Raw genomic sequence first — 13,789 nt, forward strand, 5'->3', positions numbered from 1 at the left:
ACCACACAGATTATCTTTCTTCAACAAGGCTTAAAACAACATGGGGTGTGAAAATCCTCGACCATTTTGTCCCTCATAATTTTAGACGTAAGCCGTGCTGCTATAAAATACAGTACTACTTAAAAACAATCGTATACAATGATAAGGTTTCTTTTTCACTTCCCCATAGACCTTAAAATGATTTTTGTCCCCTTTAAAGGCATCATTTCAACGAACCCATCACATACATGCTGGGACACTCCCATAAACGCAGGAACGTGCTTTAAATTTATTTTGCCTCATGATCTTGTCATGCAACTTTACCCCCCAAAAACAAGGGAACCGTTCCAACAAAAAGAAAAGAATATAAGACAGAGCACAGACTTGTCCCCTTGTATCCGATCATTTTCAGTATTTGCGACGATAAAATTCCGTAAAATGCTTCTTATAACAACCAATCAACAAAGACCACGCTTTTATATTTTGTACACCTTGAATGGGAATCCTAATAATCTTCTCATTTCAATTGTCTTTATGGCATCAACCAAAATCATTTACGAACACACCATAAATTAGAAGATAACAAAAACGATACCTCTTATGAACATTTTCAACGATAAGAATGCAACCATAGGGATAAATATAAAGGCTGTTACAGCATTGAAGACCAGCAAAGTACGTGATGGTATTGGCTTATCCTTTTATGAAACATAAAGATGATAGCGCTCAACGGCGCTTGCCTTATACCATTTCATGGGCATTATTGCAAAACAGGCTTAAGCGTATTGAGAAATATTTTTTTAAGTATCATACCAACTTTTCCTATTCTTGAAATCAAGAATTATGCCTCTATCCCCTTACTCTTATCTCCATAAATATGGTGCAAAAGATATGGACAAATACCTATAAAAAATCAATCAAAGCCAGATCGTTGAGGGTTGTTTTGGAAATGATTTGATAAAAGGGGGAAAAATTCCTTCAATTGAGCCGTCGTTAATTTCTTACTTTACGGCATTATTCTTCTCATAAAGCGCGTTCTTTTACTGTTTTCTTAATATCAATGAACATCCTAGTCCCACTCACCAGCCGACATGTCTGAAAGAAAGCTATTTCTCTCGCAAGACATAGCTTTTGTATACCCAAGATATTGTATCTATCGGATGAGCATAATCGATGAAATAAGAACAGAACGATTGGAAAAGAACTCTATTGAAGCAGAATATGAAAACAGCAAACCAATGAAAGTCAAAAACAATGGCAAGAGAGTAACCGCCTAAACTTTTTTAACAAATTCCGACTTTAACCCCATCTGTCCAATCCCAGGAATTTTGCAATCGATATTATGATCCCCATCCACCAAGCGAATATTCTTGACCTTCGTTCCTCCTTTTAAAACAGAGGAAGCGCCTTTTACTCTCAAGTCTTTTATCACCATAACGGTATCTCCGTTGGTCAAGATTTGACCATTAGCATCATAAACAATCTCGGAGAGAACAGTATCATCATCCTTTTGGGGCCATTCATGGGCACATTCAGGACACACAAAACTTTCACCTTCTTCATAAGTATAAAGACAATCACAACGAGGACACTTGGGATATTGGGTCATAAATTCCCCTTTATTTAAGAAATAACCATTCACGATGATGGGTCATAAAGCAAGAAGAGCTTATTGTCCATTATTTTAGAAATAACAAGTTCTTTTATTACCTCTTGATCTGCCACCTATGTTCATAAATGCGATCATCCCGTACAATCGCTGCGTTTATAACATTGTACAATACCCCTCATAGACCATAAGATCCTCTTATATTGAATCAATCAAACCCTTTCGAATGTGATCAATCATCATATCTTTGCAAAAAACATTCCCATGATCTCATGTGATAATATCAGGGTGGTCTCGTCCCAATTCTTGTTGTATGTTTAACAGTTTTAGGGCCACCTGTTGCAAAGGTTGAAGAACGTCTTGGGGATTTAAATTGTGTCTGCGCCGATCCCCTTCATATTGTTCAAAATAAAGCCGTAAGGTTGCACCACACGTCCCTGTTCCCGATAAACGCACCACCAATCGTGCGCCATTCTCGAAAAAAATACGGATCCCTTGCCGCGTGCTCACGCTCTGATCAACAGGATCATGATAGGTAAAATCATCTGCTTTTTTGACCAAAAATCCAAAAAGTTCTGTTCCAGCTTGTGGTAAGTGCGCTCGCAAGTGTTCGAGTAAAGCCAAAGCCTTGTCTTCTTCAACTTCTTCATAATCATGACGCAGTGCGTAAAAGCGCCCATAGGTGCGCCAAAGCTGTTGCACAATTTGTGCAACTGTTTTTCCTGTTACTGCTAAAAGATTTAACCAAAATAAGACAGCCCATAAACCATCTTTTTCGCGGATATGATGAGAGCCGGTTCCAAAGCTTTCTTCACCACAAAAGGTTACTTTCCCAGCATCCAAAAGCGTTCCAAAAAACTTCCACCCTGTTGGCGTTTCAAAAAAGTTTAATCCGCATTTTTCAGCAACCAAATCTGCAGCAGGCGTTGTTGGCATAGAGCGCGCAACCCCCACAATGCCCCCCATAATATCTTGGCGATACCCTTTAATAAGATGGGCATGTTCTACCATAATTGCCAAGGAATCAGAAGGTGAGACATATTGCTGACGTCCAATAATGAGGTTACGATCACCATCGCCATCAGATGCGGCACCAAGATCTGGTCCTTGCTCTGACATCAATAAATCATAAAGAGCCTTGGCATAAACCAAATTGGGATCTGGATGACCGCCTCCAAAATCTGGCAAAGGAGTGCCATTGATCACCGTCCCTTCAGAAAATCCTAAACATTTTTCAAAAATTTCATGCGCATAAGGTCCTGTGACCGCATGCATGGCATCAAACTGCAAAGTCAAACCTCGAGCAACAGCCTTAGCAATACAATCAAAATCAAAAATTTCCTGCATCAAAGCAACATAATCGGCAACAGGATCAATAATCTCGATCTGCATAGCTCCCATAAAGGTCATCCCTTGGCGATCTAACTCAACATCTGGCGCTTCAAGAATTTTATAAAAGGAAAGGCGTTGCGATGTTGCAAAAATAGCCTCACATAAAGAATTAGGCGCCGGTCCCCCATTGGCAATATTGTATTTGATTCCACAATCTCCCTCTGGACCACCAGGATTATGGCTTGCAGAAAGAATAAGCCCACCATGCGCATGGTATTTACGAATAAGATGCGAAACAGCAGGTGTAGAAAGAATACCGCCCCTTCCCATTTTTACACAAGAAACCCCATTTGCTACCGCCATCTTCAACACAATCTGAAGGAGAGTCCGATTAAAGGTGCGTCCATCTCCCCCAAGAATTAACATTTTCCCTTCAAGAGGTCCAATATTCTCAAAAAGAGACTGTATAAAATTTTCCACATAATGGGGTTGTTGAAAAACAGACACTTTTTTGCGCAAACCAGATGTTCCCGGTTTTTGCCCCTCAAAAGCCGTGGTCAAAACTGTCTTTATGGTCATGGTAATACCTTCATATTCTTTCATTTAATTTTAAGATGAAGAGTATTCAAAGTCGACCGTTAATTCTACTTGACGCAAGTGTGAAATATTTGCACACTTGTTAAAAGTAATATTTTTTTAAGAAGCCCTTTTATTTAAAATGATCTTTCCCATATGTTTTAAATACAAAGGTTGTTTTAAAACAAGATTTTCGTTAAAAAATACAGGAGCATCCTTATGGTAAAAAAAACAGTTCCCAATGTCACATTTCATACACGTGTACGCGATGAATCAATGGGAGGAGATAATCCTTACCGATGGCAAGATGTTAAAAGTGATGCTTACTTTAAAGGAAAGCGCGTTATCCTTTTTTCTCTTCCTGGCGCTTTTACGCCTACTTGCTCAAACCTTCAGCTGCCTGATTTTGAAAAACTCTATGATGAATTTAAACAGGCTGGTATTGATGAAATTTATTGCCTTTCCGTCAATGATACTTTTGTTATGAATGCTTGGGGAAAAGAACAAAATATCAAAAACGTGAAATTAATTCCCGATGGTTCTGGTGAATTCACCCGCAAAATGGGTATGCTGGTTGCAAAAGACAATCTTGGTTTTGGCATGCGCTCATGGCGCTATGCTGCTGTTATTAATGACGGTGTAATTGAGCAATGGTTCGAAGAAGCAGGTTTTTCAGATAATTGTACAACCGATCCTTATGAAGTTTCTTCACCACAAAATGTTTTAAAAGCCTTGAAAAGTTAATTTCAAGACTAATTATATATTTGTCAAATGTAAACTTTCTACCATAAATTCCTTCGCAAGAAGGAATTTATGGTTTTTGTGTTTTTTTTAAACATCTATTCGTGACAACATCTTGATTGATAATGATCCTTTAAGCGTACCTCAACTTGAGTAAGATACTGAAATATCGCAATATTTTTCATTTCAAATCTGTTTCCTATTGCATCAATCAAAATCACTTTTTTGCACATCATAAGCGCAGAGCCCATGTGGGGAAAACACTAAAAAAACGAGATATGCCTTATCTAAACGCTCTTAAGTTCCAAGGGAATTGATCATCCAAGGTTCACAAAACATCAAGAAGAAAAATACAGATCAACGATCTTTTTGAAGAGGACGTACGCATCAAATTTATCTCATGAAAAGAGAATAAAATATGGCATAAAAACTGCCCTGCACAAATAAGCACCAATAACTGTTGATGAAAAGGATTAAATCAAAACAGCTCCCGCAAACATTCCAATTCACACAACATCAATGTTGCTATTCTCATAGCCATTTATTCTACGCTTTTATTTTTCTCTAAAAGAGAAACAGTTAAAGCAGGCGTTTATTGGGGTGTTCTTCCGTAAAGTATGCTTTTGTTTCTTCTTCATCGAACTCAAAAGTTTCATCACATTTAGGAAGACCAAAAATATCAGGATTAATGAAATAACAACCTTCTCTTGTTCCCTTCTCTATAATCTGAATCCTTTCTAATTCCTTGATACCTTCTTTAAAACTTTCAAAATTAAAATATTCTGGTTCTTCACTTGAAAGAACACAAATTAAAAAAGTCCTTCAGAATATCATAATCCAACGTTATCTGATCAAACCATAAATCCACATCATTCCCCCTTCATTTAACACTTTCCCTATCTGCCACAACATCACAAAATAAATCTTCAATCCACTAAATAACCCCCTCAAAATCATACGCCGACACGACGAGGCGCCTGAAAATGTAATTTGCGGAAGGTTTTTAAATCCGAAGTTTGAAGGAGGAAGTTTAAATGATTTTCCAATATCTTCAGTTTTTTTCAAAATAAAGGGATTTCTTTCATAGAGCACGGTAAAATCATATTGAGCCATTTTCATTTCTCCCTTTAAAAATGGTTTGATTTAAGTTATTCGTTGCTTTTGAAACTAAAAAATCTTCTAAAATAAAACTCTTGAGAGCTCTTTCATCTCTCACGGATGTAAAATTTTAGACTGTCGATAAGAAAACAGCAGAAAATATGATACCAGCAAAGGAAAATTCAAAAGTTAGACGCATCTGAATGGTCAATATTTCTATAAGCTATTGGGTTTCTCTTATTGACCATTGATTTTTCTAAACACAGGGGTGGGACAAAGATCTTGAACGCTTCAATATCCCATATTGTACCTCAGGAAGATGTTTACCCCCCTTAAAAGAACTCTTTCTTCGTCCTCAAAATAATTCATTTTATCATGAATACAAAGCCTTTTTCACCTTTTAAAAGAATTCTTTTTATGCCGCATAAACTTTAAAAAAATAAGATTTTAAGCACACGAAAACAGATAAAAGACACATTATGAAAATTGAAGAGGAAATATTCAAGCGCTTCGCAGCGAATGCTTTCATAAAACTATTACCGTTTTTGGGTGGCTAAAATATCTTGTACTGTTTGCACCAATTGCTCTTCATCAACCATCACTTGCGCAGGACGGCTTTCACGCCATGTTTGATTATCCTTAATTTCATGAGACAAACGCGCACCTTCGATTAAATCTTTGATCTGTATTTTTCCGCTCTCACGTTCCTGTGAACCTTGGATGATCACACAAGGAGCTTGACGCCGGTCTGCATATTTCATCTGCGCTTTAATTCCCGATGCCCCCAAATAGAGTTCTGCACAGATTCCCGCATTTCGCAATTTCATCACCATTTTCTGATAGCGTGCAACAGCTTCTGGCTCTTTATCCATCATCAACACCACAACGGGTCCAAGACTATTTTTCACCGGCAATTTTTCAAGGTTTTGCAAAGCAGCAATCAAACGTGAAACCCCTATTGAAAAGCCTGTTGCCGGAATATTTTCTCCACGAAAACGCGCAACCAGCCCATCATAACGCCCCCCCCCCCCAACAGAGCCAAAGACAACTTTTTGCCCATCATCATTGAGAACATCAAAAAGCAATGCCGCCTCAAAAACAGGTCCCGTATAATATTCCAATCCACGCACCACCGAAGGATCAATTTTAATGCGATTATGATACCCATTGGCGGCAAAGATTGTTTGCATTTCCTCAAGTTCGCCAACCCCTTCAAGACCTTGCGCACTCTGACCAACGATTTTTCTGAGAGCATCAAGGGTTTCTTCTGCCGTTTTTGCTTCTATCGTGAGTAAGGAAAGAATACATTCAACCTCTTTATCTTGAAGCTCAGCCCCTTTTGTAAAATCACCACTTTCATCCAAACGTCCCTTGCCTAAAAGCAAACGCACGCCTTCAGGACCAAATTTATCCAGTTTATCCATTGCTCGAAGAACAGTTAAGCGCCGATCAAGCTGCTCCTTTTCTCCTAAACCAATCACCTGCAAAACACTTTCGAGAATTTTTCGATTATTCAAACGAATAGCATATTCATGGCGTGCAATACCTAATTTTTCCAAACTATCGGCTGCCATCATGCAAATTTCCGCATCTGCTGCAACGGTTGGTGTTCCAACAATATCTGCATCAAATTGCATAAATTGTCGAAACCGCCCTGGACCAGGCTTTTCATTGCGAAAAACAAATCCCAACCGATAACTGCGATAGGGTTTTGCTAACGTTTCAAAATTTTCAGCAAAATAACGCGCAAGAGGAGCCGTCAGATCATAGCGTAAAGACATCCATTGTTCATCATCATCTTGGAGCGAAAAAACCCCTGCATTGGGACGATCGGAATCTGGTAAGAATTTCCCCAACACATCCGTATATTCAAAAACGGGTGTTTCAAGCGCTTCAAAACCGTAAAGTTCATAAACTTCACGAATTTGCGCAATCATAGTTTCGATTGCATACAATTGTGCACTTGTACGATCCACAAAACCACGAGGTAAACGGGCTTTGGTTTTTTCTTGTTTCAATGACATGTTATTCTCTAGCAACAATATGGTGTTTACGGATAACCATTATCCCATAGCAACAAACGCTGCAATGACTTTATCGCCCTCAAAGCTTTTAACAACATGTTAGAGGCTTTTATTTTTACAAAAGCAATCCGCCTTAAAGCAATCCTCTAAAAAATTTCCCCTTCATAAAGTCACGCCCCCACACATAAAACAAAACACTTGCAATAAAAAACATCATTCTATTGCCAATTTACTCACCTGTAAAAAAATATCTCTTTATACTCTCGCATCCATTTCACAAACAACCTTATGAATCATATAATGATATGCGCATAAAATCTTCTGAACGTAATATAAAATCTTCATGAAAAGGATAAAGTCCATTATACCTTCATCCCTCTTACCACCTCAATAAAAGCTGCAAGCCGGTCACACGCTTTATCCTTCAATGTTGCAAAAACTCTTGGTACTTGAAGGAGGCATAAAAAGCATTTTTTCTTGTTTTCAAGTGTTGTACGCCACCTCTAAAGACCACTTATCACATGCAGAGAAATGACCTTAATTGACCATAAAAAGCTTTAAAATGAGAAAAATCTCATAACATGAAGGGCTCACCCAACCAGTAAAACAATGAGTGATGATCCCGTTGTGCCATAAAACATGATCATTTGAAAATCGTAATATGAAATCAACCGCTGAAACCCACTTTAAGGAAAAGCAAACTGTTTATAATCTCCAAACTGTTTACAAGCTTTTACAATCTATTATCTACGGATTGGTGGAACTTCAAGAATCTTTATCCTTTAGAGCCGTTAAAAGGTCAAAGCGAAACAAAAGCATTATCGCCATAATTATGTTTCTAGACATTTTCATAAATCTTTATGAAGAGACATGGCTCACCTATTCATATAAAGACAGCAGGGCATAAGCGAGACAAGACAGCGAGCTGTTTACAAACGATTTAATTGAAAGATGAACGCTTCTAAACACAGAAGCAAAACGATAGAAAGGAAGCAACCTTGCGAAATTGAAACAATCAAAAGAAGCAGCGCTTAAAGCTCATCTCATAACGTTTAATCGTTTTCATTATGAAAAAATGGAAGCATTATCACCATGCTACCCCTAAATACTTTCATGAATATTTAAAAAGAAGTGGCTTATATATTCATATGAAATTAGCCCAATGGAATGTGTTAGAAAAGACACCAGATTGTTTACAGACGATTTTTTTACAAGTCAGCGTGGATTAAAAATCTTCGACTTTGAAAATAAGGAGAAAGGAAAGAAAATGGTGGGCCATCCATCATTTAAAACGTTTTAATTCTGATCAGAAAGTAGCTTTAAAATTGCTTTTTGTTTGACAGATGTGAGGACTCTAAAACTTTTTAAAAGCAAATATTCCTCTTTGCTCGCTGCGAGTTCATCATAATGGTACGAAGCATTTTCTTTTGTGATGATATTAGTATAAAAAAAGGCAAGTGGAACATTCAAAATATCGGAAATTTCCTTTAAACGCCCTGCACTCATACGGTTTAAGCCTTTTTCATATTTCTGGATTTGTTGGAAGCTCACACCTAAATGTTGACCTAATGTCTTTTGAGACATCTTCAGCATTTTTCGCCTAAAGCGAATTCTTTTGCCAACAAAAAGATCAAGTTTAAGATTTTGATTTTGCATTTTCTTCCCCCACCGGGTGCGAGCGCCCTCGCAATGAGTATTCCGGGAGCTTGAAAATACTGAATCCGAATCAGCCTTTTTGCTTTTAGTACGAAAACGCACCTGGACATAGCAAAAACTCCCGGAATTCCGGGATACCCGCAAAGCAGGTTTATCTTCGCGTTCGGATTATAGGGTTTTCAAGGCCCTATTGGTCGTTGCGTATGCGACCAAAACACCTTTTAACGTGTAAAGTAATTTCAGGATCTTTGCAATCAAAATAGTTTTTCTTAAATTGGCAGAATTCATTTTTAATGAGAAGTTATCTGCTTCTCAAATTCTTTAACACACACGCATCACAATCATACCATCAAACCCCCATTTCACGAAAAGATCTCACCCTTGTTTTTTTAACCAGCTCCCCAGCCCCCAGCTTGGCAGCATCCTTAACCAATACAAAACAGCTTTTGTTTTGTCCTTCACGTAAGCTCCAGACGGGTGATTATTCTGCTCTCCCGTAAAGACATCGACATTGAGAGGATAGAGCCCCCATGCAAAACCAAAAAGTGGAACCTTTTTTAAAGAAAAAATCAGATTATTGACAAACCAAAATGGATTTAGAATTTTCAACTTTTAAGGCAGAGAAAAAATTAAAAATCCATCTATTGTATGGACCTCTCAGCCTTCATCCCTCTATTTGATTGAAAATGTGCACACTCTCAAATCCAAGGCTTCCCAACTCCCCAAAGACTGTTATGCTTCATCTCTTACTTCATCTCTGAGCCATTTTTACCTTTCTTTTGCACATTTCCCCTTATTTCATCGCCTTTGAAAGAACTCTTCCCTCAATATCTTTCCCAAGATCTCTGTATTTTCCTGCCTCTCTTTTTTCAAACAGTTGTTTTTTCAAACACTTGCTTACAGAACTCTCCCTATACCAACACCAAATACAAGACACATGCTTTTTTAAAAAAGTCTCAAGAGGAACATTTGCTTTTGGATAAATCCCCAAATTCCCCAGCATCTTTCTTAAAACTGAATAGAAGCATCCTTTTTTATAAGGAAGATCAGGAAGAGCCTTTCCCCTTAGAGCAAGCGCCCCAAATTTAAGAGAGAAGTGTATTTTTAGATTGCTCAGCAAAGTTATGAATGGCATTTTTTAAATCAACAGGATTTCGACCAACCTCTGTAATTGACCTTGAAATTGAAGGAATAATATTCTGCCATAGCCTTTGAGGAAACTGCTGAGTTAATTGTGTTATTGTTCCCCCTTGAGCCCCAATGCCTGGAACAAGAAATAAGCTATTTTTTAGCTGTTCAATTGTTTCTTTTGCGTCACAGCCTAATGTTGCACCAATAACCGCCCCGATAGGACCAACATGACGATATTGACTTGAAGATTGGCTATTATAGTCATAAATACGCTGCGCCAAATGGAGCGAAACCGTTTGATCCCCAATGCGAGCATTCCGAATTTGTCTTCCCTCTGGGTTAGACGATTGAACAACCATAAAAACCGCTGTTTTTGTTTCTTCTGCAATTTTTATCAAAGGAATAAGAGCATCAAACCCTAAAAAAGGATTGACTGTTATCGCATCGGCTTTGAAGGGACTATTGACGCCAAGCCAAGCTTGTCCATAAGCTTCAGCGGTAGAGCCAATATCCCCTCTTTTTGTATCAACGAGAACCAACAAACCTTGTTTTTGTGCATTTTCAATGAGTTCTTTCAAAACTTGAAGCCCTTCCACCCCATATAACTCAAAAAATGCAGCTTGCGGCTTTATGATCCCCACCTTCCCCACAACCGCTGTTAAAAGGATATCGCAAAAATCTTTTAGACCTTTATCATCGCAGCTCAAATTCCATGATTGTAAAACTTTATGACTCGGATCAAACCCAACACAAAGGGGTCCATATTTTTCACTGTTTTTAAAAAAAGTTGAACAAAACATTTAATATCCTAACACGGTCTCTCTTTAAACTTTTTGATACAATCAAAAAGAAAAGCATTTGTCAAAAGAATACAATCTTAAAAACACACAGAAAGCACTCTCGTAAACAAAATCTGCTCTTGCTTATGAAAGTTATTCCTATTCACAATACTTATCGCATAATTTTCAACCAAGACGTTGTCATGAGATGAAAAATTCAAACTTGATGACAGAATAGGAACAAAAAACACTCCATATTATTTTGTTTAATGACCTCGTAAAGCCCCCCATTTTATCTTTTTCATGCTTCTTTTTTTACACTCAATCAAAATTCTTGATCATGTTTCTTTAAACAAAAGACAAAAAACGCTCCACCCTGATGTTTTCAATCTTAACTTTGGATCTTTCTTATTCACCTTTAGCAGCCTAATTATCCATAATGGGCTATAAACTTTGGAACATAATTGGCAAAAAGACATTGTATCTCCAGCATATTCAAGGAGATAAAACATGGAAACCCACATTCCTGAAAAAACACCTTTCGATACGAATTTTCTAGGAGAAACATCTCTAGAAACAAAATATTCATTTTTTCATACACCTATTTCATGGTCTGCCATTTTTGCTGGATTGATAACAGCTCTTGCCGTCTCAATCTGCCTCTCTTTCCTCATAGCCGCTTTAGGCTTAAGCCAAATGGACTTTACCTCATCCTCCCCTTTTACAGGTTCTTTCCTCTCGATGGGAATTGGCTCGCTCATCGTTATGGTGATCAGTCTTGCAAGTGGAGGCTTTGTTGCTGGGCGTTTTGCTGAAATCTCTGGCGCTCTTCATGGTTTCTTAACCTGGGCGCTCATCACACTGCTGATGACATTCCAAGCCATCCACGTGGTTTCACATACAGCAAACTTAAGCGCGAAAGCTGTTGGAAAAAGCGCGTCTATGATAGAACAAACCGTCGACAACCTTCCCTCTCTACTTGCAAAATTAAACAGCGAAAATTTTGAAAAGTTTTTTGCAGAAACCCGTGACAATGGAATTAATTTTGATAAACTGGGCAATGAGTTGCGTACACTTCTCCAAAAAAGTGATATTCCGGCCCTCAATCCTGAACGCTTGAAACAAACCTATCAGGCTGCGCTCAACGATATTGGTTCTGCAATCACCGCTTTCAAAAATGATCCTTCGCATTATCGCAGCACTCTGAAAAATCTAGGGAATAGCCTTTCTAATCGCCTAGAAACGCTGACGACAAAATTTAATCAAAGTGATATCATCAAAGCCTTGATGAACAAGGGCATGTCGCGTACAGATGCACAAACGGCAGCCACCCACGCCGTTCAACTCTATGAAAGTGCAGAGGAAAAAACAGAACAAACCCTCAAAGCGCTAGAAAAACAAGCCGATACCTTGTCTCAAAAGCTTAATGCACAAACAAAAAATGCTCTTCACATAGCTGATAAAGTTACGACAAAAGCATCACACATGGGATGGTGGGGCTTTTTAGGGAGTTTAATAGGCGCTATCATTTCCAGTATTTGTGGCTATTATGGTTACAGAAGCCGTAAGGATATTTTCAAACTTTAAAACTTTTAGCTTTCAAGCAAGCATAAAGAAAAGCTGTACAAAAATGTACAGCTTTTTATTTTTTTTTAATATTTCAGCCGTTCTTTATGCTTCATTGCTCCCATACTCCTTAAATAAAAGACATGTAAACATTAAAAAGACTGTTAAAGAGATATCTATTCTCCATAAAAATGCTCAATTGCCATGTCCTTAAGCTCTTAGAATTTTTCACACTATATTGGGTTATTATGTTTTTTGTGCTCCTAGGTGATCAAATTTCTTTCCCTATGGAATCCCTTTCTTTCCTTGAAGATTTGCATAGGATTAAGCATACATTTTAATGCGTAATAAGCCCATAAGTACGCTAAAAGCTACCTCCTCTCCATCCATAATAGCACACGAAACCTTCTCTACCACGCGACCGTAATGGGGAACATCACAGGGCTCGCACAAAATCAATAAACAAAACAACCCCACCTCCAATCCTTGCAATAACCATCGACGCAAGCAAACCTGCCCCACAGAGTGAAAGAACTGGAGACGAAGTAAAAAGAAAAGAGAACATGAGTATTTGCACTCACAAGATGCATGTAAATTATCCTCTGCAGATAAAACGCGCTCTCTTCGCGCACATCAGTGATTTTGTAAATGCGTTACGCATCTGCTTCAAATGATAACACCCCATAACACATATGCCCCATTTTCTTAAAGCGCGGATCAATATCTTTCTCTTGTCCTTCCGCCTTTCCCTATTTCACTTTTACTCTCTAGCCTAACAGTTATGAGATTACAAAGCTCTGTCTTCTCTTTCTGAGAAGTAAAGAACCGATTCCAATATTTAGGAACATAGCCTTTTATGGTCCTTCTCACGCCATTTCTATCTGATTTTAAGAGACAAAAAATCAACACTATTTTGCAAGAGGTTGGCTTATGTGTGATGTTAAAGTGATATAAAAGCCCAGCAGTATCATTCTGATGCATACTCTCTCATAGTTAAGGAAAGTTTCATCGCCCACCCCCATATTTTTATAGAGGAGAAACCTTGAAGAGTTTATGCGCCTTATTTCTCGCTCTTTCACCGCTAGTTGTCCTTGTTTTTCCCTTTCTCTCCCATTCAATATTTCAGCGTTTGTTTTGCTTTATTATTCCATTGTTTCTCTCTCCACTTTTTTAAAGGATAAGAGGGTTGTAGAAAATGTGAAACAGCAACAAAGAGACCTTGAACTTAAGAGAGCAAATTTTTAGCATGGAGAAGTTTCTTGATAAAATTCACAAGGTTAGTGTCATATCTGCAAAGG

At 38.1% G+C, this 13,789-nt stretch carries 8 protein-coding genes; 2 read left to right on the forward strand and 6 right to left on the reverse strand.

The genetic code is table 11. The annotated features are described in order from the left end of the window. Positions 1 to 1,252 precede the first annotated feature (1,252 nt). Together D1093_RS08990 and D1093_RS08995 are read right to left on the reverse strand one after the other, a co-directional pair. On the reverse strand, positions 1,253 to 1,588 hold the full coding sequence (locus tag D1093_RS08990; RefSeq protein WP_120102143.1) for a zinc ribbon domain-containing protein YjdM: 336 nt from the start codon (positions 1,586 to 1,588) through the stop codon (positions 1,253 to 1,255). A gap of 270 nt (positions 1,589 to 1,858) precedes the next feature. Next, positions 1,859 to 3,499 (reverse strand): alpha-D-glucose phosphate-specific phosphoglucomutase, encoded by a 1,641-nt coding sequence (locus tag D1093_RS08995; protein ID WP_120102145.1) that lies wholly within the window; start codon positions 3,497 to 3,499, stop codon positions 1,859 to 1,861. A 216-nt stretch (positions 3,500 to 3,715) separates the two neighbouring features. Between D1093_RS08995 and D1093_RS09000 the strand changes: the two genes are divergently transcribed. Further along, on the forward strand, positions 3,716 to 4,240 hold the full coding sequence (locus tag D1093_RS09000) for a peroxiredoxin (protein WP_120102147.1): 525 nt from the start codon (positions 3,716 to 3,718) through the stop codon (positions 4,238 to 4,240). Positions 4,241 to 5,080: 840 nt separating this feature from the next. On the opposite strand, the gene D1093_RS10355 is transcribed toward D1093_RS09000, so the two are convergent. The 4 genes from D1093_RS10355 to pyrF form a co-directional block, all read right to left on the reverse strand. Further along, complete coding sequence (locus D1093_RS10355) at positions 5,081 to 5,350, reverse strand: hypothetical protein (protein ID WP_244613996.1); 270 nt, start codon at positions 5,348 to 5,350, stop codon at positions 5,081 to 5,083. Positions 5,351 to 5,871: 521 nt separating this feature from the next. After that, positions 5,872 to 7,359, reverse strand: coding sequence for a histidine--tRNA ligase (gene hisS, locus D1093_RS09010; RefSeq protein ID WP_120102149.1), 1,488 nt, complete (start codon positions 7,357 to 7,359; stop codon positions 5,872 to 5,874). Positions 7,360 to 8,655: 1,296 nt separating this feature from the next. Then, positions 8,656 to 9,015, reverse strand: a complete 360-nt coding sequence (locus D1093_RS09015) for a helix-turn-helix domain-containing protein (protein ID WP_120102151.1) — start codon at positions 9,013 to 9,015, stop codon at positions 8,656 to 8,658. Between the two features lie 1,085 nt (positions 9,016 to 10,100). Continuing rightward, a complete protein-coding gene (gene pyrF / locus D1093_RS09020) occupies positions 10,101 to 10,946 on the reverse strand; it encodes an orotidine-5'-phosphate decarboxylase (protein WP_120102156.1) in 846 nt (281 codons plus the stop codon). Positions 10,947 to 11,435: 489 nt separating this feature from the next. Between pyrF and D1093_RS09025 the strand changes: the two genes are divergently transcribed. Then, positions 11,436 to 12,512 carry a YrzE family protein gene (locus tag D1093_RS09025; RefSeq protein WP_120102158.1) on the forward strand — a complete coding sequence of 359 codons (1,077 nt, stop codon included), beginning with the start codon at positions 11,436 to 11,438 and terminating at the stop codon, positions 12,510 to 12,512. Positions 12,513 to 13,789 lie beyond the last annotated feature (1,277 nt).

The sequence above is a fragment of the Bartonella kosoyi genome (assembly GCF_003606325.2).
Taxonomy (GTDB): Bacteria; Pseudomonadota; Alphaproteobacteria; order Rhizobiales; family Rhizobiaceae; genus Bartonella; species Bartonella kosoyi.